This is a genomic window from Pseudomonas sp. GM18, assembly GCF_000282195.1.
In the GTDB taxonomy this organism is placed as follows: Bacteria; Pseudomonadota; Gammaproteobacteria; order Pseudomonadales; family Pseudomonadaceae; genus Aquipseudomonas.
The window spans coordinates 1-21360 of record NZ_AKJT01000009.1; the positions used below are offsets into that span (position 1 = coordinate 1).

The following is a 21360-nucleotide window of genomic DNA, read 5'->3' on the forward strand; positions in this document are numbered from 1 at the left end:
TGTTTTGCCCGAAGGAAAGTTCCTACAGCCTGGATCATGGCTATATCTTTTTTATCGAATATCGCAATATATAAAAATATACAGCGAGAATTCGTACAAAAGGAATGATCGATGACAACAGCCCTGAGCGGTAAAGAAGCGGTAGGCGAGCATTACACGCTGGAAACGATGCGCCATGCGCAGCAGATGACCTGGAAAGCCATCGAAGAGATTGCCCGGGTTATTTCTCCCGGTATGCGCGAGTCCGAAGCCCAGTCACTGGGCAAACAGATTCTGTCGGAACTCGGCATGGATCGTATCTGGCACCCACTGTTGATCCGCTTTGGAGCCAATACACTCAAGACGTTCAAACAGCGCTCCGATGGCGATCCTGTGCTGGGGGACGAAGACATTTTCTTCGTTGACATGGGCGCGGTCTGGCAAGGGCATGAAGGTGATGCGGGGGCGACTTTCATCACCGGTTCCGACCCGGAAATGATCGCCTGTGCCGCGGCCTCCCGAGAGCTTTTCAATCGGGTCGAAGGCTTTTGGCGCAGCGAGCGGGTTTCCGGCATGGAGCTTTACCGCTATGCGGCTGACCAGGCGCAAGCCATGGGATGGAAGCTCAACCTGGACATCAAAGGCCACAGAGTCAGCGATTTCCCTCATGCCATTCACCGTGGTGGCGACCTCGGGGATCTAGACCAATGCCCGACGACCGGCCTGTGGATTCTGGAAATCCAGATCGCCCACCCTGAGCGCCCTTTCGGAGCGTTCTACGAAGACTTGCTTATCTGATCGAGGAAGCATCATGCCAAACCAAACAGAGCAACCGGTTCTGCTGTTCTCCTACGGTACCTTGCAGGATCAGGCGGTTCAGTTGTCTACCTTCGGGCGCACGTTGAAAGGTCGCCCCGACAACCTGCCGGGCTACAAGCAGAATCTGGTCGAGATAACCGATCCGGCCGTGCTGGCGGCGAGTGGGAAAACCCATCATCCGATCGTGCAGGAGAGTGGCGACGTGTCGGACGAAATCGCCGGCACTGTTTTCGAGATCACGGCCCAAGAGCTGGTTGCGGCCGACGAATACGAAGTGGCGGACTACAAACGCGTCAGGGTGACCCTAAAATCCGGCACCAGTGCCTGGGTTTACGTGCGAGCCTGACTACTGGAAGTTTCACGCCGACGGGCAAGGACTCTCGCCGGTGATGATCATGCAGGCCCAGGCTGAAGCTCATCAATTACCGAGGGGCACTCACTGAATATCCGGTCGACGTTAAAAACGCTGGAACGCCCCATGGCCCGTCTCAACAGGCCAAGGGGAATTCCAGGGGATCGTGTGAACCTAAGCCTCCCAGCCCGCCCCACTGACCGCCGCCTGCGCCAGCGGGTGCAAGTCTGCCCCCTGGTGCGCAGTCTGCCAGGTCAGCAACTCCTTGCGCATGCCGGGCGTCCAGTACATCTGCAGGTGATTGCGCACGCCGAGCACGGCCTGTTGCTGATCCGGTTCGCTGGCAAAGTATTGGGCGATCTGGTTGGCCATCTTGATCAGGTTGTCCGTACTCATCGGCGTACCTCGGCTTTTGTCCCGGTGCTACGTTCATGGCGACGTTCGTCAAGCAGGCGTTGTTGTTCGTCGCTGAATGCCTGATAGCGTTTTTGCCACTCGGAAGGGTGATAGACGCGGCTGACCTCCACGGCAGTGACCTTGTACTCCGGACAGTTGGTGGCCCAATCGGAGTTGTCGGTGGTGATGACGTTGGCTCCCGATTCAGGGAAGTGGAAGGTGGTGTACACCACGCCTGGGGCAACCCGTTCGGTGACTTTCGCCCGTAGCACGGTCTGGCCGGCGCGGCTGCCGATGCCGACCCAATCGCCTTCGTTGATCCCACGGCTCTCGGCGTCGGTCGGGTGGATTTCCAGTCGGTCCTCATCGTGCCAAGCGACGTTTTCAGTACGCCGGGTCTGGGCGCCGACGTTGTACTGGCTAAGGATGCGCCCGGTGGTCAGCAGCAGCGGATAGCGACTGTTGACCTTCTCTTCGGTGGGCACGTATCCGGTGAGCATGAAGCGCCCCTTGCCGCGTACGAATTCCTCGATGTGCATGGTCGGCGTGCCGTCCGGTGCCGCAGCGTTGCACGGCCATTGCAGGCTGCCGTGGCGCTCCAGTGAGGCGTAGCTGACGTTGGTGAACGTCGGCGTCAGGCTGGCGATTTCATCCATGATTTCCGACGGATGCTGGTAGTTCATCGGGTAACCCAGAGCGTTGGCCAGGGCCACCGTACCTTCCCAGTCGGCCTTGCCGCCCAGAGGCTCCATGACCTTGCGTACCCGGGAGATGCGCCGCTCGGCATTGGTGAAGGTGCCGTCTTTTTCCAGGAACGAGGCGCCCGGCAGGAACACGTGGGCGAACTTGGCGGTTTCGTTGAGGAAAATGTCCTGAACCACCACGCATTCCATGGCTGACAGCGCCGCAGTGACGTGTTGGGTATTGGGGTCGCTCTGGGCGATGTCTTCGCCTTGGCAGTACAGGCCCTTGAAGCTACCGGCCAGTGCAGACTCGAACATGTTGGGGATGCGCAGGCCTGGGTCGGGTTGCAGGGTGACATTCCAGGCCTGTTCGAACTGCGTCCGTACCACCTCGTTGGAGACGTGTCGGTAACCGGGCAGTTCGTGGGGGAAGGAGCCCATGTCGCAGGAGCCCTGAACGTTGTTCTGTCCACGCAACGGGTTCACGCCCACGCCTTCGCGACCGATGTTGCCGGTGGCCATGGCCAGGTTGGCGATGCCCATGACCGAAGTGCTGCCCTGGCTGTGTTCGGTGACGCCCAGGCCGTAGTAGATCGCCGCATTGCCACCGGTGGCGTACAGACGAGCGGCGGCACGGATGTCGGCAGCTGCTACACCGCAGATCGGGCCAATCGCTTCCGGCGAGTTTTCCGCACGGCTGACGAACTCGCTCCAGCGGGCGAAATCACTGCCTTCGCAACGGGCATCGATAAAGGCCTGGTTTTGCAGGCCTTCAGTGATGATCACGTGGGCCAAGGCATTGAGCATGGCGACGTTGGTGCCCGGGCGCAGGGCCAGGTGCAGTTCGGCGCGGGCATGCACCGTGTCCACCAGATCAATGCGACGTGGGTCGATGACGATCAGCCGCGCGCCTTCACGCAGACGGCGCTTGAGCTGAGAGGCGAACACCGGGTGAGCGTCGCTGGGGTTGGCGCCCATCACCAGGATCACGTCAGCCTGCATCACCGAGTCGAAACTCTGTGTGCCGGCGGACTCGCCCAGGGTTTGTTTCAGGCCATAGCCGGTCGGCGAGTGGCAGACCCGCGCACAGGTGTCGACGTTGTTGTTGCCGAACGCGGCGCGCACCAGTTTTTGCACCAGGTAGGTTTCTTCGTTGGTGCAGCGGCTGGAGGTAATGCCACCAATAGAGTCGCGACCGTATTTTTGCTGCAGCCGACGGAATTCGCTGGCGGCGTAGGTTACCGCTTCATCCCAGCTGACTTCCTGCCAAGGGTCGTTAATGGACTTGCGGATCATCGGCTTGGTGATGCGATCCGGGTGGGTCGCGTAGCCCCAGGCAAAGCGCCCCTTGACGCAGGAGTGGCCGTGGTTGGCCTGGCCGTTCTTGTCCGGAACCATGCGCACCAGCTGGTCGCCTTTCATCTCGGCGCGGAACGAACAGCCCACGCCGCAATAGGCGCAGGTGGTGATCACACTGTGTTCGGGCTGACCCAGTTCGACCACACTTTTTTCCATCAGCGTCGCGGTCGGGCAGGCTTGCACACAGGCACCGCAGGACACGCATTCCGAGTCGAGGAAGTCCTCGCCACCGGCGGCCGCTACCCGGGATTCGAAACCGCGCCCGGTAATGGTCAGGGCAAAGGTGCCCTGGGTTTCTTCGCAGGCGCGCACGCAGCGGTTGCAGACGATGCACTTGCTCGGGTCGTAGTCGAAGTACGGGTTGGAGGTGTCCTTCACGTCGGCCAGATGGTTCTCGCCTTCATAGCCGTAACGCACTTCCCGCAGGCCAACCTGGCCGGCGACGGTTTGCAGCTCGCAGTTGCCGTTGGCCGAGCAGGTCAGGCAATCCAGCGGGTGATCGGAGATGTACAGCTCCATGACGTTGCGGCGCAAGGTCGCGAGCTTCGGCGTCTGGGTATGCACGGTCATGCCTTCGCTGACCGGCGTGGTGCAGGACGCGGGGTAGCCGCGCATGCCGTCGATCTCCACCAGGCACATGCGGCAGGAGCCGAAGGCTTCCAGGCTGTCGGTGGCGCACAATTTGGGAATGGTGGTGCCCAGCAGCGCGGCAGCGCGCATCACCGAGGTGCCTTCGGGCACGCTGATGCTTTGGCCGTCGATGTTCAGGGTGACCTGCACTTGGCTTTCGCGGGCCGGGGTACCCAGATCCATATCGGTTTTCGGGTCGAATACAGTGATCATTGGTCGGCCTCCGAGGCTTGCAGACCGAAGTCGGCGGGGAAGTGCTTGAGGGCGCTGACGACCGGATAGGAGGTCATGCCGCCCAACGCGCACAGCGAACCGTATTGCATTGTGTCGCACAGGTCCTTGAGGATGATGGCCTGCTCATCGCGACCGCTCTGGTCAGGCGCGGCCAGCAGGCGATCGATCACCTCAACGCCCCGGGTCGAACCGATGCGGCATGGGGTGCATTTGCCGCAGGATTCCTCGGCGCAGAACTGCATGGCGAAGCGCGCCATGTGGGCCATGTCCAGGCTGTCGTCAGCCACTACCACGCCACCGTGACCGAGCATCGCGCCCATGGCGGCGAATGCCTCGTAATCTAGCGGCGTATCGAATTGCGAGGGCGGCACCCAGGCGCCGAGAGGGCCGCCAACCTGCGCGGCCTTCAGCGGCCGGCCACTGGCGGTCCCGCCGCCGTAGTCTTCCACCAGTTCGCGCAGGGTCAGGCCAAAGGCCCGTTCCACCAAACCGCCGTGACGAATATTGCCCGCCAGCTGGAAGGGCATGGTGCCCAGGGAACGGCCCATGCCGTAATCGCGATAGAACTGCGCGCCCTTGGCCATAATCATCGGCACCGAGGCCAGCGTCAGCACGTTGTGCACCAGGGTCGGCAGGCCGAACAGGCCCTGCAGCGCAGGAATCGGCGGCTTGGCGCGGACGATCCCGCGCTTGCCCTCAAGGGAGTCCAGCAGCGCGGTTTCCTCACCGCAGATGTACGCGCCGGCGCCGACCCGCACTTCCATGTCGAAGGCCAGTCCGCTGCCACCGACATTGGCGCCGAGGTAACCGGCGGCCCGGGCGATGTCCAGCGCCTCGCGCAGGGTGGCCACGGCCTGTGGATATTCCGAGCGCACATAAATGTAGCCGTAGCTGGCGCCGACGGTGATGCCGGCAATGGCCATGCCTTCGATCAGCAGGAAGGGGTCGCCTTCCATCAACATGCGATCGGCGAAGGTGCCGGAGTCGCCTTCGTCGGCGTTGCACACGATGTATTTCTGCGCAGCCTGAGTGCCGCGCACCGTGCGCCATTTGATCCCGGCCGGGAAAGCCGCGCCGCCACGGCCACGCAGGCCCGAATCGAACACCGCTGTCGCGGTCTGCTCGCCGCCCAGAGCGATGGCCTGGGTCAAGCCCTCGAAACCGCCATGAGCCCGGTAATCCTCCAGGGACAGCGGCCGGGTAATGCCGGCGCGGGCGAACAACAGGCGTTGTTGGGTCTTCAGATAAGGCAACTCTTCCACCAGCCCCAAGGCCAACGGATGGGTGGACGGCTCACCTTGCAGCGCATCGAGCACGGACGGCACATCGGCAGCGGTCAGTGGGCCGAAGCCGATACGACCTAGCGGGCTGTCCACTTCCAGCAGCGGCTCCAGCCAGTACAGGCCGCGAGAACTGGTGCGTTGCAAGTCCAACGGCAGATTGCGCTCCTGGGCCTGAGTGGCCAGGGTCACGGCCACCTCATCGGCGCCTACGGCACGGGCAAGAGAATCACAGGGCAGATAAAGCGTCGGCATCATGCGTCCTCCTGGCAAGCATCGAGCAGGGCATCCAGGCGCTCGGCAGTGAGCCGCGCATGCACCTGACCATCCAGCTCCAGAGCGGGCGAACAGGCGCAGGCGCCGAGGCAATACACCGGGCGCAAACTGATGTTGCCGTCGGCACTGCTGCCGTGGTCGTCCAGTTGCAGGCGTTCGCGCAATTGCGCCGCAAGCTGCTCGGCGCCGCGGCTCTGGCAGGACTCGGCCCGGCACAGACGCAGGATATGCCGGGCTGGAGGCGCGGTACGGAAGTCATGGTAGAAACTGATCACCCCGCGAACCTCGGCCTGACTCAGGTTGAGGGCGTGAGCAATCTCGGGAACGGCGGCATCGGGGATGTAACCGATGCCTTCCTGAATATCATGAAGGATCGGCAACAATGCGCCGGGCAAACCCTTGTGGCGCTCCAGCAGGCTGTTGACCATAGGCAGGTGCAACATCTCATCAGGCATACAGCATTCCTCACGGTCACGGACAAACCAGGCGGTTGTCGGTCGTCCGAAAGTGTCGGCTGCGGCGTTCACACCACGTCACGGTATCGTGGCATTTTCAGGCCGTTGGCCAGGGCACCCTGAGTGGGCATCTTGTTGTGCCCGGCGCGGTCTTTGCCGCACCTCTTCAGGCATATAACGCAGCTTGCCACGCCGCCTTTGAATCATCCGCACCAAAGCGACGTGTTCGGTTCTGCCTACGACTATCCATTAAGTCTAGATGAGCGGGGCGTGGGGCGTTCACGCACTGGCTTAATGCTTTGAGGGCTTGTCGGTGGGGGATGTATAGCAAGCATTACGGGTGAGAAACAGCATCAGATGTGTGGGGGATTTCAGGGAGCAGATGCGTCTAATTGATCGGTCATTGGCCACCTCCGATGACGGAGAGAATATCCCTACCGCTATTTCGGAATGGCCTGACAACAATTCGCAGCGCTCTGTTTTAGGCTGCTCACAAGCGCGCGCCATCGTCTGCAACAGATCGTCGCAAACCCGCATAAACCCTAGTGTTTACCGCGTTTTCTGTGACGTACACATTGACAGGGTCATCAGGCTACGGCAGCATTAATTCCAATCGCGCCCGATCCTCTGGTGCTGGCTTAGTCCGGCATTACGTTCGGGCCTTCTTGTTTCTGGAACATGGAAGTTGTCTAGCCTAGCCCCTCCGAAGCCGTTCCGTACACACCCTGATTTGGTTGCGTTGCTGGCCAACAGGGGTATGCAAATCCATGACCCGTCTCGTGCAGAACGCAAGCTCGCACAGCTAGGGTATTACCGTCTCAGCGGTTACTGGTACCCGGCGCGAGAGTTCAAGATGAACGGCCTGCAGCAAGACGTCTGCTCGGTCACGGGTAAGCCTCTTCGTCTCGACACTTTCCAGGTCGCGACCTCTTTCGACACGATCGTAGACCTTTACAAGTTCGATAAACGACTGCGAATGCTGATGCTGGATGCAGTCGAGCGCCTGGAGGTTAACCTCAAGACCGTAATGGCTCATGAGGTTGGGTATCACGACCCGATGGCCTACGCCAATGTGAAATTCATTCTGCACAAATGGACTCAGCCGTACACGGACCACCGTGGTAACACTCGAAACAAGTGGACAGAGTGGAGTGTGAAGCAACAGTCGCACATTGCGCGGAGCAAAGAGGACTGCATTCAATGGCACTTGCGAGCCGGTAAGTCCATCCCCGTATGGGTCGCGGTGGAGGCATGGGATTTCGGGGATCTCTCGGAGTTTTTCGAGCTGCTCAATAGCAAGTATCAGAATCTCATACTCACGCGCCTCGGCTTGAACAACGCAAAGATGCTCAGTCGATGGATGCAGCAAACCAGCCATTTGCGCAACCGCTGTGCGCACCATACGCGTATCTGGAATCAGGCTTCGCCCAACCCGTTAGCGGTCCCCTCCGCCCCGTATTTTCAGACGTTGGGGCTGGATCAGCATGCGCTCAAGCGGCTGTACGGATTAGTCGCGGTCATATGGTTTTTGCTGCAGAGAATTGCACCAGCTTCGACCTGGATCCGCGAAGTTGCGGATCTGATCGATGCCAAGCCTTCTATCCCGGGCTGCACTTTCAAAGCGATGGGGTTCCCGGATGAAACGGGGTTCCCTCGGAAACTGTTCGGTATTTAGCTGGCCTCTGGGGAAAAGGGGGCAGATTTAATATTGGATACGACGTGGCGACCAACACGGTCCGGCTATCGGGCGCCCCCGCTTCTTAGGCCGCCCACCTTCATTCATTGAATGTCTTTCAAATAATCCTTGAGCGCAACGAGCGGGGCATCAAGCTTCTCTAATGTCTGAATACCAGTAAATTCAGCTGCCAATCTCCGCAACTCCCGCCCCAACGGCTTATCCACACCACCGATGGCTTCCAGCGCCAACCCCACACACTCATCCACCTTCAACTGAATCGCCCCAACATTCCCCCGACGCACCAGCAACTCAAACACATCCCGCTGGTAGTCACCCATGACCAGATCATCACGCAAAATCGGACTTGAATCTTCCGTCTCATACGCCAGTTTCAGGGAGAAGAGGGCGACAGTTTCCAGCTGCAATTCCATGGGGGAATCCTTGTGAAATGTTCCGCCGGTTTGGCTGCATAGAAGAGCAAGATCAAAAGATCGCAGCCTTCGCAGCTCCTACGGGGGCGGGGTGGCTTTTCTACAGGCGAAAAAAAAGGCCTTGCAAAGCAAGACCTTTCTTAATTTTGGTGCCCCGAGGGAGACTCGAACTCCCACTCCTTTCGAAAACGGATTTTGAATCCGCCGCGTCTACCAATTCCGCCATCAGGGCTCAATGGCGGCGAAGTATAGAGAGGTGAATACCGCTGGTCAATCAGGTACATGGAGAATTTTTGATATTTCCGCTAGACTTCCCGGCCCTGCTAGACGAACCCCATCATGCGCGTTGCTGACTTTACCTTCGAGCTCCCTGATTCGCTGATTGCTCGCCATCCTTTGGCCGAGCGTCGCGGTAGTCGCCTGTTGACCCTGGATGGGGTCAGCGGCGCCCTGGCACACCGTCAATTCACTGATTTGCTTGAGCATTTGCGCCCAGGCGATTTGATGGTGTTCAACAATACCCGGGTGATTCCGGCGCGGCTGTTTGGCCAGAAAGCTTCCGGCGGCAAGCTGGAAATTCTGGTGGAGCGGGTGCTCGACAGTCATCGCGTGCTGGCGCATGTGCGCTCCAGCAAGTCGCCCAAGCCTGGGTCGAAGATCCTTATCGACGGCGGTGGCGAGGCCGAGATGCTGGCGCGTCACGATGCGTTGTTCGAGCTTAAGTTTGCCGAAGAGGTGTTGCCGCTGCTCGACCGCGTCGGGCACATGCCGTTGCCTCCCTATATAGACCGCCCGGATGAAGGCTCGGACCGCGAGCGTTATCAGACGGTGTACGCCGAGCGCTTGGGCGCGGTGGCGGCGCCGACGGCGGGGCTGCATTTCGATCAGTCTCTGATGGAGGCGATTGCCGCCAAGGGCGTCGAGACCGCGTTCGTGACCTTGCACGTTGGCGCCGGCACTTTCCAGCCGGTGCGTGTCGAGAAGATCGAAGATCACCACATGCACAGCGAATGGCTGGAAGTCGGCCAGGACGTGGTCGATGCCGTTGCGGCCTGCCGCGCTCGCGGCGGTCGTGTGGTGGCCGTGGGGACCACCAGCGTGCGTTCCCTGGAAAGCGCCGCGCGCGATGGCGTGCTCAAGCCGTTCAGTGGCGATACCGACATCTTTATCTACCCGGGCCGGCCGTTTCATGTGGTCGATGCCCTGGTCACCAATTTCCATTTGCCCGAATCCACGCTGTTGATGCTGGTTTCGGCGTTCGCCGGTTATCCCGAGACCATGGCCGCCTATAAGGCTGCGGTTGATAACGGATACCGCTTTTTCAGCTACGGTGATGCGATGTTCATCACCCGTAATCCCGCACCTACTGCCCCTAAACAAACAGGCCCAGAGGAAACAGAATGAGTCGCGAATGTCGCATGTCCTTTGAGCTCCTAGCCACCGATGGCAAGGCTCGTCGTGGTCGCCTGACCTTCCCGCGCGGTACCGTCGAGACCCCGGCCTTCATGCCGGTGGGCACGTACGGCACGGTCAAAGGCATGCTGCCGCGGGATATCGTCGCCACCGGCGCGGAAATCATTCTGGGCAACACCTTCCACTTGTGGCTGCGTCCCGGCACCCAGGTGATCAAGGAACACGGCGACCTGCACGATTTCATGCAGTGGAAAGGCCCGATTCTGACCGACTCCGGCGGTTTCCAGGTGTTCAGCCTGGGCGCCATGCGCAAGATCAAGGAGGAGGGCGTGACCTTCGCCTCTCCGGTCGACGGCGCCAAAGTGTTCATGGGTCCGGAAGAGTCGATGCAGGTCCAGCGTGACCTGGGCTCGGACATCGTGATGATCTTCGACGAATGCACCCCGTACCCGGCCGACGAAGACGTCGCTCGCGTATCGATGGAGTTGTCGTTGCGCTGGGCTCAGCGTTCGAAAAACGCCCATGGCGACAATACCGCGGCGTTGTTCGGCATCGTGCAGGGCGGCATGCACCAGGATTTGCGCATGCGCTCCCTGGAAGGCCTCGACAAGATCGGCTTCGACGGCCTGGCCATCGGCGGTCTGTCGGTGGGCGAGCCCAAGCACGAGATGATCAAGGTGCTCGATTACCTGCCGGGCCAGATGCCGGCTGACAAACCTCGTTACCTTATGGGCGTTGGCAAACCGGAAGATCTGGTTGAGGGTGTGCGCCGCGGTGTGGACATGTTCGATTGCGTGATGCCAACCCGTAATGCCCGCAACGGGCATCTGTTCATTGATACAGGCGTGCTGAAGATCCGTAACGCGTTCCATCGCCATGATGATTCGCCGCTGGATCCGACCTGCGATTGCTACACCTGCCAGAACTTCTCCCGTGCTTATCTGCACCATCTGGACAAGTGCGGCGAAATGCTGGGTAGCATGTTGAATACCATCCACAATTTGCGCCATTACCAGGTGCTTATGGCTGGTTTGCGCGAGGCTATTCAACAGGGTACATTGGCCGCCTTTGTCGATGCCTTCTACGCCAAACGCGGGTTACCCGTTCCGCCTTTGGACTGAGTTTTCTGACCCCAAGATTCAACATTTGCAACTGGAGTGCTAAATGAGCTTTTTTATCTCTAATGCCATGGCTGACGCTGCTGCACCTGCGGCAGGCCCGATGGGCGGCGGCTTTGAGTGGATTTTCCTGGTCGGTTTCCTGGTCATCTTCTACCTGATGATCTGGCGTCCACAGGCCAAGCGCGCCAAAGAGCAGAAGAACCTGCTGAGCAGCCTGCAAAAAGGTGACGAAGTTGTGACCACCGGTGGTATCGCCGGCAAAATCACCAAAGTGTCCGATGACTTCGTGGTTCTGGAAGTTTCCGACACCGTTGAAATGAAGTTCCAGAAAGGCGCCATCGCCGCCACGCTGCCAAAAGGCACGCTCAAAGCGATCTAAGTTTCAACTTCTACTCAATCGACGGGGCGCGCAAGGCGCCCCGCGTCATAAGCGGGCGGCGTGATGCTGAACAAATACCCTCTGTGGAAATACATTCTGATCCTGGCGGTGCTGGCGATCGGTCTGATTTATTCCGCTCCCAATCTATATCCTGATGACCCGGCCATTCAGGTCAGCGGTGCAAGCACTGCGCTGCAAGTCAATCAGGCTGATCTGGACCGTGTGAGCACCGCGCTCAAGGAATCCGGGATCAACGTCAAGGCGGCCACGCTGGCGGCAAACGGCAAGGGCGGTCTGATTCGACTGGCCAAGGCTGAAGACCAGCTGCCAGCCAAAGACGTCGTGCGCAAGGCATTGGGTGATGACTACGTCGTTGCACTGAACCTGGCGCAAACCACCCCGCAATGGCTGCGCAGCCTGGGCGCGCATCCGATGAAGCTGGGCCTGGACTTGTCCGGTGGTGTGCACTTCCTGCTGGAAGTGGACATGGACAAAGCCCTCGACGCACGCCTGAAAGTCTACGAAGGCGACGTCAAGAGCCTGTTGCGTAAAGAGAAACTGCGCTATCGCAGCCTGCCGCAACTGGGCGGTGCCATTCAGCTGGGCTTCACTGATGAAGACTCCCGCGAACAGGCCCGTGCGCTGATCCGCAAGAACTTCAACGATTTCGACATTGTTCCGGCCGACCTCAATGGCCAACCGGTACTGCGTCTGGCGATGACCCCGGCCAAGCTGGCGGAAATCCGTGAATACTCCATCAAGCAGAACTTGACCACGGTACGTAACCGCGTCAACGAGCTGGGTGTTGCCGAACCTATCGTTCAGCGCCAGGGCGCCAACCGCATCGTGGTTGAGCTGCCGGGCGTGCAAGACACCGCAGAAGCCAAGCGTATCCTCGGCAAGACGGCCAACCTGGAGTTCCGTCTGGCGGCTGAGCCTGGCGCTTCGAAAGCCACTTCCGAGGAGTTCGAGTTCCGTGAAGGCAAGCGTCCTCCAGCGCTCATCGAGCGTGGCCTGATCATTACCGGTGACCAGGTGACTGACGCCAAGGCGGGCTTCGGCGAGCACGGTACGCCAGAAGTGAACATCCGTCTGGATGGCCACGGTGGCGAGCTGATGAGTCGTGCGACTCGCAGCAACGTCGGCCGCAGCATGGCAGTGATCTTCATCGAACAGCGTCCGGTCACCACTTACGTCAAGCAAGTGGTCAACGGCGTCGAGAAAGACGTGCCGGTTCAGACGTTCAAGGAAGAGAAGAAGATCATCAGCCTGGCGACCATCCAGTCGCCGCTGGGTGCCCAGTTCCGCATCACTGGCCTGAACGGCCAGGGCGAATCGTCCGAGCTGGCGCTGTTGCTGCGTGCCGGTGGTCTGGCGGCTCCGATGTACTTCGCTGAAGAGCGCACCATTGGCCCAAGCCTGGGTGCCGACAACATCACCAAAGGTATCGATGCATCGTTGTGGGGCATGCTGTTTGTCTCGCTGTTCATCATGGCCATCTACCGCTTCTTCGGCTTCATCGCCACCGTTGCGCTGGCGGTGAACATGGTGATGCTGCTGGCCTTGATGTCGCTGCTGGGTGCAACGCTGACCCTGCCGGGCATCGCCGGTATCGTATTGACCATGGGTATGGCGGTCGACGCCAACGTCCTGATCTTCTCGCGGATACGTGAAGAGATCGCGGCCGGCATGACCGTGCAACGGGCAATCAACGAAGGCTTCGGCCGGGCATTCACCGCGATTCTCGACGCCAACCTGACAACCTTGTTGGTGGGCGGGATTCTCTTTGCCATGGGCACCGGCCCGGTCAAGGGTTTCGCCGTGACCATGTCCCTCGGGATCTTTACCTCGATGTTCACGGCCATCATGGTGACCCGCGCGATGGTCAACCTGATCTTCGGCGGTCGTGACTTCAAGAAGTTGTGGATTTAAGGGGCTGCCATGTTACGTACAATCAACTTCATGGGCGTTCGCAACTTTGCGTTCGGCGTCACATTGTTCCTTACCGCACTGGCACTGTTCAGCTGCTTCCACAAGGGCATGAACTGGGGCCTGGACTTCACCGGCGGTACGCTCATCGAGCTGACCTACGAGCGTCCGGCCGATGTCACCAAGGTGCGTGAGCAACTGGTTACAGCCGGTTATCACGAAGCCATCGTGCAGAACTTCGGTGCGACTACCGATCTTCTGGTGCGTATGCCTGGCGAAGACCCGCAACTGGGTCACCAGGTGGCTGACGCGCTGCAGAAAGTCGGCGGCGACAACCCGGCTCAGGTCAAGCGTGTCGAGTTCGTCGGCCCGCAGGTCGGTGAAGAGCTGCGCGACCAGGGCGGCCTCGGCATGCTGATGGCGCTGGGCGGCATTCTGATCTACCTGGCTTTCCGCTTTCAGTGGAAGTTTGCGGTCGGTGCGATCGTGTCCTTGATTCACGACGTGATCGTGACCGTCGGTATCCTGTCGTTCTTCCAGATCACCTTCGACCTGACGGTGCTGGCGGCGGTGCTGGCGATCATCGGTTACTCGCTCAACGACACCATCGTGGTATTCGACCGGGTTCGTGAGAACTTCCGCGTCCTGCGCAAGGCCAGCCTGATCGAGAACATCAACATCTCGACCACGCAAACCCTGCTGCGGACCATGGCGACGTCGATCTCCACCTTGCTGGCGATCGCGGCCCTGTTGTTCTTCGGTGGCGACAACCTGTTCGGCTTCTCCATTGCCCTGTTCATCGGTGTTCTGGCGGGTACTTACTCCTCGATCTACATCGCGAACGTGGTGCTGATCTGGCTGAACCTGAACAGCGAAGACCTGATTCCTGTGGCAACGAGCGAGAAGGAAGTCGACGACCGTCCATAACGGTTATCGTTTTCCTGCTGAAAGCCGAGAAGGCGCGAGTGTTGAACTCGCGCCTTTTTTTATGCTCCAAGGCTGGGAGAAGCGCGGGTTTGTCCCGCCTGTAATAGCCAGGAGGTTCATGTGAACAAGTCGTTGCTGGTTGGTGCGGTATTGGGTGCTGTCGGTGTGACTGCCGGTGGTGCTGTTGCCACCTACAAACTGGTTAAAAGCGGCCCTGAGTATGCGCAAGTGCTGGCCGTTGAGCCGGTCAAGACACAAATCAAAACTCCACGTGAAGTGTGCAAGGACGTTACGGTGACCCGGCAAGCGCCGGTGAAAGACCAACACCAGATCGCCGGTACGGTGGTCGGCGCGCTGGCTGGCGGCCTGTTGGGCAACCAGATCGGCGGCGGTACAGGCAAGAAAATCGCCACAGTGGCCGGTGCGGTCGGCGGCGGTTATGCGGGTAACAAGGTGCAGGAAGGCATGCAGGAGCGTGACACCTACACCACGACTCAGACTCGCTGTAACACGGTCAATGACATCAGCGACAAGGTCGTAGGCTACGACGTTCGTTATTCGCTGGACGGCAAGGAAGGCAAAGTGCGGATGGATCGCGATCCGGGCAACCAGATTCCGGTCGACAAGGAAGGCAGGCTGATCCTGGGGCAGAACGAACCGGCCCGGTGATGAGCTGAGCGTCTTACTCAAAAAGAAGCATCCCGTAAGGGATGCTTTTTTTGTGCCTGAATTTTATGTTCACCATCAACGAGCTATGAAAGACTCTTCATTTTTGCGGCCTTTTGCCCGCCAGTCCTGAGCCCCCATGCCTGCCATCGATCATCCCTTGATAGACCAGTTCCTCGACGCCCTGTGGCTGGAGAAAGGCCTTTCCGATAACACCCGCGATGCCTATCGCAGCGACCTGGCCTTGTTCAACGGCTGGTTGCAGGAGAAGGGCCTGGAGCTGATCAACGCCGGGCGCGAGTTGATCCTCGATCACTTGGCCTGGCGCCTGGAGCAAAACTACAAACCCCGTTCTACCGCAAGATTTCTCTCCGGTGTGCGTGGTTTCTATCGCTATTTGCTGCGGGAAAAGCTGATCGCCGTCGATCCGACCTTGCGCGTCGATATGCCACAACTGGGCAGGCCGTTGCCTAAATCCTTGTCGGAAGCCGATGTGGAGGCATTGCTGGCCGCGCCGGACCTGAGCGAGGCCATCGGTCAGCGTGATCGCGCCATGCTTGAGGTGCTTTACGCGTGTGGCTTGCGGGTGACGGAGCTGATCAGCCTGACGCTGGAGCAGGTCAACCTGCGCCAGGGCGTGCTGCGGGTGATGGGCAAGGGCAGCAAGGAGCGCTTGGTGCCGATGGGCGAGGAGGCGATTGTCTGGGTCGAGCGCTACATGCGCGATGCCCGTGGCGAGTTGCTGGGCGGGCGTCCCAGCGATGTGCTGTTCCCCAGCCAGCGCGGCGAGCAGATGACCCGCCAGACCTTCTGGCATCGCATCAAGCACCAGGCCAAGGTCGCCGGGATCGGCAAGTCGCTGTCGCCGCATACCTTGCGTCATGCCTTCGCCACGCACCTGCTCAACCACGGCGCCGACCTGCGGGTGGTGCAAATGTTGCTCGGCCACAGCGATCTCTCCACCACCCAGATCTATACTCACGTCGCCCGGGCTCGCTTGCAGGACCTGCATGCCAAGCATCACCCTCGGGGTTGACCGTTCCCACAAAAGCTTTGTGACGCTTGCGTCGGGCGCATTCGGCCACACGGGCCTTATGTGGTAGGCTTTGCCGGTTTGCACGATGGGCGGTTATGACCCGGTGTTTCGGCACGGGCGTTCTGATCGTCCCATTTGTCCGCCTTCAGGAGTTCTCATGCGTCTGACCCAGATTTTCGCCGCCGCAGCCATTGCGTTGGTCAGCACCTTTGCCGTCGCCGATGACGCGGCCGACAAAGCCATTCGTAAAAGCCTGGAAAACCTCCAGCTCGACGTGCCGGTCGAAACCATCACTGCCAGCCCGCTGCCAGGTCTGTACGAAGTCAAGCTCAAGGGCAGCCGCGTGCTTTACGCCAGCGCCGACGGCCAATACGTCGTTCAGGGCTACCTGTTCCAGCTCAAGGACGGCAAACCGGTCAACCTGACCGAAAAGACCGAACGCCTGGGCATTGCCAAGCTGATCAACGACATTCCAGTGGCTGAAACCGTGGTCTACCCGGCCATCGGCGAAACCAAGTCGCACATCACCGTGTTCACCGACACCACTTGCCCGTATTGCCACAAGCTGCACGCCGAAGTGCCTGAGCTGAACAAGCGCGGCATCGAAGTGCGTTATGTTGCGTTCCCGCGCCAGGGCCTGGGCTCGCCGGGTGACGAGCAACTGCAAGCCGTGTGGTGCTCGAAAGACAAGAAAGCCGCCATGGACAAAATGGTCGATGGCAAGGAAATCAAGGCCGCCAAGTGCGATAACCCGGTGTCCAAGCAGTTTGCCCTCGGTCAGTCGATTGGCGTGAACGGTACACCGGCCATCGTTTTGGCTGACGGTCAGGTCATTCCGGGCTACCAGCCTGCGCCACAAGTCGCCAAACTGGCACTGGGCGCGAAGTAAATTCGCATCGTCACGGCCAGCCTTTGACGAGCGTGGTCCGGCGGCAGCATTTGCCGGGCCATCAATAGAGAGCCGCGAACCTGCGGCTGTTTTCACGGCCGGCCTTGAGTCGGCCGTTTTATGGGGAGTTCACAGTGAAACCGGTCAAAGTAGGCATCTGTGGGTTAGGGACCGTCGGTGGCGGTACCTTCAACGTACTTCAGCGCAACGCCGAGGAAATTGCTCGTCGTGCCGGGCGTGGAATCGAAGTGGCTCAAATCGCCATTCGCACGCCAAAGCCTCAGTTCCAGACGACCGGTATTGCGATTACCAACGATGTCTTCGAAGTGGCCACGAACCCTGAGATCGACATCGTCATAGAGCTGATGGGCGGCTATACCGTTGCCCGCGAGCTGGTACTCAAGGCCATCGAGAATGGCAAGCATGTGGTCACCGCGAACAAGGCTCTGATTGCCGTTCACGGTAATGAAATTTTCGCCAAGGCTCGCGAGAAGGGCGTGATCGTTGCGTTCGAAGCGGCCGTGGCCGGCGGCATTCCGGTGATCAAGGCGATCCGCGAAGGCCTGTCCGCCAACCGTATCAACTGGGTGGCCGGCATCATCAACGGCACCGGTAACTTCATCCTTACCGAAATGCGTGAAAAAGGCCGGACCTTCGAAGACGTCCTCGCCGAAGCGCAAGCCCTGGGCTACGCCGAAGCCGACCCGACGTTCGACGTCGAAGGCATCGACGCAGCCCACAAGCTGACGATCCTGGCGTCCATCGCGTTCGGCATCCCGCTGCAATTCGACAAGGCCTACACCGAAGGCATCACCAAGCTGACCACCGCTGACGTGAACTACGCCGAAGCGCTGGGCTATCGCATCAAGCACCTGGGCGTGGCGCGCAGCACCGCGGCCGGTATCGAGTTGCGCGTGCACCCGACGCTGATCCCGGCCGATCGCCTGATCGCCAACGTCAATGGCGTGATGAACGCGGTGATGGTCAACGGTGACGCTGCCGGTTCGACCCTGTTCTACGGCGCTGGCGCCGGCATGGAGCCGACCGCTTCGTCGGTGATCGCCGACCTGGTGGACGTGGTGCGTGCCATGACCTCCGACCCGGAAAACCGCGTACCGCATCTGGCCTTCCAGCCGGATTCGCTGTCGGCCCACCCGATCCTGCCGATCGAAGCCTGCGAAAGCGCTTACTACCTGCGCATTCAGGCCAAGGACCATCCAGGCGTGTTGGCTCAGGTGGCGAGCATCCTGTCGGAGCGCGGCATCAACATCGAATCGATCATGCAGAAGGAAGTCGAGGAACACGACGGCCTGGTGCCAATGATCCTGCTGACCCACCGCGTGCTGGAACAGCACATCAACGATGCGATCGCTGCCCTGGAAGCGCTTGCGGGCGTGGTCGGTCCGGTTGTGCGGATCCGCGTCGAGCACCTGAACTAAGCCGTTATCGTTCACCGGGCCCGCGTGCGGGCCCGGGTTTGCGAACACTGTCTATTGGAGCCAGTCATGCGTTATATCAGTACCCGCGGCCAGGCACCGGCCCTGAATTTCGAAGACGTCCTGCTGGCCGGTCTAGCCACCGACGGCGGTCTGTACGTCCCGGAAAACCTGCCACGTTTCACTCAGGAAGAAATCGCTTCCTGGGCCGGCCTGCCGTATCACGAACTGGCCTTCCGGGTGATGCGCCCGTTCGTCACCGGCAGCATCCCCGATGCCGATTTCAAAAAGATTCTTGAAGAAACATACGGCGTGTTTTCCCACAACGCCGTGGCACCGTTGCGTCAGCTGAACGGTAACGAATGGGTGCTGGAGCTGTTCCACGGCCCGACCCTGGCGTTCAAGGACTTTGCTCTGCAACTGCTCGGTCGTCTGCTCGACTACGTGCTGGAAAAGCGCGGCGAGCGCGTGGTGATCGTTGGCGCCACGTCCGGCGACACCGGTTCGGCGGCCATCGAAGGCTGCAAGCATTGCGAAAACGTCGACATCTTCATCCTGCACCCGCACAACCGCGTGTCCGAAGTGCAGCGTCGCCAGATGACCACCATCTTCGGCGAGAACATCCATAACATCGCCATCGAAGGCAACTTCGATGACTGCCAGGAAATGGTCAAGGCCAGCTTCGCCGACCAGAGCTTCCTCAAGGGCACACGCCTGGTAGCGGTGAACTCGATCAACTGGGCGCGGATCATGGCCCAGATCGTTTACTACTTCCACGCAGCCCTGCAACTGGGCGGCCCGGCGCGTTCGGTGTCGTTCTCGGTGCCGACCGGCAACTTCGGCGATATCTTCGCCGGTTACCTGGCGCGCAACATGGGGCTGCCGATCAACCAGTTGATCGTCGCCACCAACCGCAACGACATCCTGCACCGCTTCATGAGCGGCAATCAGTACGTCAAGGAAACCCTGCACGCCACGCTGTCGCCGTCGATGGACATCATGGTTTCGTCGAACTTCGAACGACTGCTGTTCGACCTGCACGGTCGCAACGGCGCAGCGATTGCCGGTTTGATGGATACCTTCAAGCAGGGTGGCGGTTTCAGCGTCGAACAGGAACGCTGGACCGAGGCGCGCAAGCTGTTCGATTCGCTGGCTGTGGATGACGCTCAAACCTGCGAAACCATTGCCGAAGTCTTCGAGCAAACCGGTGAGCTGCTGGATCCGCACACCGCCATCGGCGTGAAGGCCGCGCGCGAATGCCGTCGCAGCCTGGATATCCCGATGGTGATCCTGGGCACGGCTCATCCGGTCAAATTCCCGGACGCGGTGGAAAAAGCTGGTGTAGGAAAAGCGCTCGAACTACCTGCACATCTTTCTGATTTGTTTGAGCGAGATGAGCGTTGCACCGTGTTGCCGAATGATCTGAAAGCCGTGCAGGCCTTTGTCAGTCAGCATGGCAACCGCGGCAAGCCACTGTAACCGGTAAAAGCTGTCACATTTTGAAGCCCGTCTCCTGACGGGCTTTCTCATTTCTGCATGCCACACTTGTCGGGTTTCGTAAATGAAGAGCCGCCCATGAAGGGCGGGCGAGACGATCACCAAGGAAGTGGCAATGCTGTTTTTTAGAGGGTTTAAACCAGCTGCGTGCTGGATATTGTTGGTCGGCGCCATGAGCGTTGCTCAATGGGGGCTGGCGGCGCAATTGGCGGCTTATGAACCCCGGGAGTCGCTCGCCGGGGCCGCGATCGGGCTAGACGCTCAGGAGCTGCAATGGATTGCGGAGCATCCGACGGTCATCGTCGCGTCGGCGCAGTACCCGTTGTACCTGTTCAAGGATGAGCATGGACACTGGAGCGGTTTGAACAACGATGTGCTCAACCGCATCAGCGCCATGACAGGGCTGAAGTTCCTCCATAAAGAGACGTTTTCCACCGACCAATTGCTGGAGCGCCTGGAAAACGGCGCGGCAGACATGAGCACCACATTGGCAATGAGTGAGGAGCGCAAGGAATTTCTGGATTTCAGTCATGCGTTCGGTGGTGCGGGCTGGGTGTTCGTCGGGCGAGTGGGGGCGCCAGCGGTGCAATCCATGCAGCAGCTGTCGAAAAGAGTATTGGTGCTGCCAGCCCGGCATGCGCTGGAGGCCACCATTCGTCGCGACTACCCGGCCATCGAGTTGCGTTCGGTCAAAACCTACGCCGAGGCCAGGGCGCTGGTTGAAAGCGGCGAAGCCTACGCCACCATCGAAAACGAAACCGGGGCGCAGCTCTATCCGTCCGGGCAGCTCAAAGTGGGCGATACGGTGGAGGGTAAATGGGAGGCCGATCATCTGGCGGTACGCAAAGGACAGCCGCAATTGTTGAGCATCCTCAACAAGGCGCTCGAAGCGTTTCCGCCTGCCGAGTTACGCGCGATTCGCTTGAAGTGGCTCGATGGCATTGTTCCTGTACAGACGCCTTCGACCTGGCAGCGAGTAACCGAATGGGGCTGCTGGAGTGTGTTTGCCGTCAGTGTTTTCGCGCTGTTGTCCCTGCTGTGGAGCCGACGACTCGCGATGTTGATCCAGCAACGTCGGGACGCGGAAAAAGACCTCAATGACCAGCTCGCCTTCCAGCACGCCTTGATAGACGCCATGCCCGATCCCATGTTCGTGCGTGATCTGGAAGGGCGCTTGATCATGTGCAACAAGAGTTATGAAGAGGGGTTGTCGACCCGTTTCGACCAGATTCAGGGGCGCCGCCTGGTCGAACTCGATGTCTTGCCCAAAGAAACCGCCGAGCAACTGCACGCCGAGTTCATGGCCCAGCTCGGTACGCGCAAGACCCGCTTCAGCGAACGTCAGTTGATGTTCAAGGACGGCGTCAGGGACATCTACCAGTGGACGGTGCCGTTTTACAGTGCGGACGGTCAATTGCGAGGACTGCTGGGCGGATGGACCGATCTGGCCAAGCGGACAAGGCAGGCATGAAGCGGCAATGCCTGTAGCAGCTGC

General features: G+C 59.9%; 19 protein-coding genes and 1 tRNA gene. 14 read left to right on the forward strand and 6 right to left on the reverse strand.

Annotated features, from left to right (window positions below; genetic code table 11):
* Window positions 1-111: 111 nt before the first annotated feature.
* Entirely contained in the window at window positions 112-777 is a 666-nt protein-coding gene (locus PMI21_RS25220) for a M24 family metallopeptidase (RefSeq protein ID WP_007933980.1), read from the forward strand.
* 13 nt (window positions 778-790) lie between these two features.
* On the forward strand, window positions 791-1144 hold the full coding sequence (locus tag PMI21_RS25215; RefSeq protein ID WP_007933996.1) for a gamma-glutamylcyclotransferase family protein: 354 nt from the start codon (window positions 791-793) through the stop codon (window positions 1142-1144).
* 180 nt (window positions 1145-1324) lie between these two features.
* Here the strand turns inward: PMI21_RS25215 and PMI21_RS25210 are convergent, their stop codons facing one another.
* Genes PMI21_RS25210 through PMI21_RS25195 form a run of 4 tightly spaced genes read right to left on the reverse strand, consistent with a single transcriptional unit; the run spans window position 1325 to window position 6463 of the window.
* Window positions 1325-1546 carry a formate dehydrogenase subunit delta gene (locus PMI21_RS25210; RefSeq protein WP_007933997.1) on the reverse strand — a complete coding sequence of 74 codons (222 nt, stop codon included), beginning with the start codon at window positions 1544-1546 and terminating at the stop codon, window positions 1325-1327.
* Window positions 1543-4431 (reverse strand): formate dehydrogenase subunit alpha, encoded by a 2889-nt coding sequence (fdhF, locus tag PMI21_RS25205; protein WP_007933998.1) that lies wholly within the window; start codon window positions 4429-4431, stop codon window positions 1543-1545. Before fdhF ends, PMI21_RS25210 begins: the two co-directional genes overlap by 4 nt.
* The gene (locus PMI21_RS25200) at window positions 4428-5990 is read right to left on the reverse strand and encodes a formate dehydrogenase beta subunit (protein ID WP_007933999.1); all 1563 of its coding nucleotides are present in this window, start codon (window positions 5988-5990) and stop codon (window positions 4428-4430) included. Before PMI21_RS25200 ends, fdhF begins: the two co-directional genes overlap by 4 nt.
* Window positions 5987-6463, reverse strand: a complete 477-nt coding sequence (locus PMI21_RS25195) for a formate dehydrogenase subunit gamma (protein ID WP_007934000.1) — start codon at window positions 6461-6463, stop codon at window positions 5987-5989. Before PMI21_RS25195 ends, PMI21_RS25200 begins: the two co-directional genes overlap by 4 nt.
* A gap of 757 nt (window positions 6464-7220) precedes the next feature.
* Between PMI21_RS25195 and PMI21_RS25190 the strand changes: the two genes are divergently transcribed.
* Window positions 7221-8138 carry an Abi family protein gene (locus tag PMI21_RS25190; RefSeq protein ID WP_050550118.1) on the forward strand — a complete coding sequence of 306 codons (918 nt, stop codon included), beginning with the start codon at window positions 7221-7223 and terminating at the stop codon, window positions 8136-8138.
* Between the two features lie 104 nt (window positions 8139-8242).
* On the opposite strand, the gene PMI21_RS25185 is transcribed toward PMI21_RS25190, so the two are convergent.
* Window positions 8243-8572 (reverse strand): hypothetical protein, encoded by a 330-nt coding sequence (locus PMI21_RS25185; RefSeq protein WP_007934003.1) that lies wholly within the window; start codon window positions 8570-8572, stop codon window positions 8243-8245.
* 147 nt (window positions 8573-8719) lie between these two features.
* Window positions 8720-8804: transfer RNA gene (locus tag PMI21_RS25180), tRNA-Leu, on the reverse strand.
* 107 nt (window positions 8805-8911) lie between these two features.
* Here PMI21_RS25180 and queA point away from each other — a divergent pair.
* The 11 genes from queA (at window position 8912) to PMI21_RS25125 (ending at window position 21336) form a co-directional block, all read left to right on the forward strand.
* The gene (gene queA / locus PMI21_RS25175; protein ID WP_007934005.1) at window positions 8912-9976 is read left to right on the forward strand and encodes a tRNA preQ1(34) S-adenosylmethionine ribosyltransferase-isomerase QueA; all 1065 of its coding nucleotides are present in this window, start codon (window positions 8912-8914) and stop codon (window positions 9974-9976) included.
* A 14-nt stretch (window positions 9977-9990) separates the two neighbouring features.
* Complete coding sequence (gene tgt, locus PMI21_RS25170) at window positions 9991-11106, forward strand: tRNA guanosine(34) transglycosylase Tgt (protein WP_162130325.1); 1116 nt, start codon at window positions 9991-9993, stop codon at window positions 11104-11106.
* A 43-nt stretch (window positions 11107-11149) separates the two neighbouring features.
* Window positions 11150-11485, forward strand: a complete 336-nt coding sequence (gene yajC / locus PMI21_RS25165) for a preprotein translocase subunit YajC (RefSeq protein WP_007934009.1) — start codon at window positions 11150-11152, stop codon at window positions 11483-11485.
* A gap of 63 nt (window positions 11486-11548) precedes the next feature.
* Complete coding sequence (gene secD, locus PMI21_RS25160; RefSeq protein ID WP_007934011.1) at window positions 11549-13417, forward strand: protein translocase subunit SecD; 1869 nt, start codon at window positions 11549-11551, stop codon at window positions 13415-13417.
* Window positions 13418-13426: 9 nt separating this feature from the next.
* Window positions 13427-14341: a protein translocase subunit SecF gene (secF, locus tag PMI21_RS25155; protein ID WP_007934015.1), complete on the forward strand. Its 915-nt coding sequence runs from the start codon at window positions 13427-13429 to the stop codon at window positions 14339-14341.
* Window positions 14342-14461: 120 nt separating this feature from the next.
* Window positions 14462-15010: a glycine zipper 2TM domain-containing protein gene (locus tag PMI21_RS25150; RefSeq protein WP_007934016.1), complete on the forward strand. Its 549-nt coding sequence runs from the start codon at window positions 14462-14464 to the stop codon at window positions 15008-15010.
* 136 nt (window positions 15011-15146) lie between these two features.
* A complete protein-coding gene (gene xerD, locus PMI21_RS25145) occupies window positions 15147-16043 on the forward strand; it encodes a site-specific tyrosine recombinase XerD (protein WP_007934017.1) in 897 nt (298 codons plus the stop codon).
* Between the two features lie 157 nt (window positions 16044-16200).
* Window positions 16201-16932 (forward strand): DsbC family protein, encoded by a 732-nt coding sequence (locus PMI21_RS25140; protein ID WP_007934018.1) that lies wholly within the window; start codon window positions 16201-16203, stop codon window positions 16930-16932.
* Between the two features lie 134 nt (window positions 16933-17066).
* On the forward strand, window positions 17067-18371 hold the full coding sequence (locus PMI21_RS25135) for a homoserine dehydrogenase (RefSeq protein WP_007934019.1): 1305 nt from the start codon (window positions 17067-17069) through the stop codon (window positions 18369-18371).
* Window positions 18372-18437: 66 nt separating this feature from the next.
* Entirely contained in the window at window positions 18438-19847 is a 1410-nt protein-coding gene (gene thrC, locus PMI21_RS25130) for a threonine synthase (protein ID WP_007897604.1), read from the forward strand.
* A gap of 133 nt (window positions 19848-19980) precedes the next feature.
* Window positions 19981-21336 (forward strand): transporter substrate-binding domain-containing protein, encoded by a 1356-nt coding sequence (locus PMI21_RS25125; RefSeq protein WP_007934020.1) that lies wholly within the window; start codon window positions 19981-19983, stop codon window positions 21334-21336.
* The last annotated feature ends 24 nt before the right edge of the window (window positions 21337-21360 follow it).

What these genes read in the sequence shown, in the direction of transcription:
- PMI21_RS25220 (WP_007933980.1), top strand. Translation starts at nt 112, where the DNA reads ATGACAACAGCCCTGAGCGGTAAAGAAGCGGTAGGCGAGCATTACACG.
- PMI21_RS25215 (WP_007933996.1), top strand. Translation starts at nt 791, where the DNA reads ATGCCAAACCAAACAGAGCAACCGGTTCTGCTGTTCTCCTACGGTACC.
- PMI21_RS25210 (WP_007933997.1), bottom strand. Translation starts at nt 1,546, where the DNA reads ATGAGTACGGACAACCTGATCAAGATGGCCAACCAGATCGCCCAATAC.
- fdhF (WP_007933998.1), bottom strand. Translation starts at nt 4,431, where the DNA reads ATGATCACTGTATTCGACCCGAAAACCGATATGGATCTGGGTACCCCG.
- PMI21_RS25200 (WP_007933999.1), bottom strand. Translation starts at nt 5,990, where the DNA reads ATGATGCCGACGCTTTATCTGCCCTGTGATTCTCTTGCCCGTGCCGTA.
- PMI21_RS25195 (WP_007934000.1), bottom strand. Translation starts at nt 6,463, where the DNA reads ATGCCTGATGAGATGTTGCACCTGCCTATGGTCAACAGCCTGCTGGAG.
- PMI21_RS25190 (WP_050550118.1), top strand. Translation starts at nt 7,221, where the DNA reads ATGCAAATCCATGACCCGTCTCGTGCAGAACGCAAGCTCGCACAGCTA.
- PMI21_RS25185 (WP_007934003.1), bottom strand. Translation starts at nt 8,572, where the DNA reads ATGGAATTGCAGCTGGAAACTGTCGCCCTCTTCTCCCTGAAACTGGCG.
- queA (WP_007934005.1), top strand. Translation starts at nt 8,912, where the DNA reads ATGCGCGTTGCTGACTTTACCTTCGAGCTCCCTGATTCGCTGATTGCT.
- tgt (WP_162130325.1), top strand. Translation starts at nt 9,991, where the DNA reads ATGTCCTTTGAGCTCCTAGCCACCGATGGCAAGGCTCGTCGTGGTCGC.
- yajC (WP_007934009.1), top strand. Translation starts at nt 11,150, where the DNA reads ATGAGCTTTTTTATCTCTAATGCCATGGCTGACGCTGCTGCACCTGCG.
- secD (WP_007934011.1), top strand. Translation starts at nt 11,549, where the DNA reads ATGCTGAACAAATACCCTCTGTGGAAATACATTCTGATCCTGGCGGTG.
- secF (WP_007934015.1), top strand. Translation starts at nt 13,427, where the DNA reads ATGTTACGTACAATCAACTTCATGGGCGTTCGCAACTTTGCGTTCGGC.
- xerD (WP_007934017.1), top strand. Translation starts at nt 15,147, where the DNA reads ATGCCTGCCATCGATCATCCCTTGATAGACCAGTTCCTCGACGCCCTG.
- PMI21_RS25140 (WP_007934018.1), top strand. Translation starts at nt 16,201, where the DNA reads ATGCGTCTGACCCAGATTTTCGCCGCCGCAGCCATTGCGTTGGTCAGC.
- thrC (WP_007897604.1), top strand. Translation starts at nt 18,438, where the DNA reads ATGCGTTATATCAGTACCCGCGGCCAGGCACCGGCCCTGAATTTCGAA.
- PMI21_RS25125 (WP_007934020.1), top strand. Translation starts at nt 19,981, where the DNA reads ATGCTGTTTTTTAGAGGGTTTAAACCAGCTGCGTGCTGGATATTGTTG.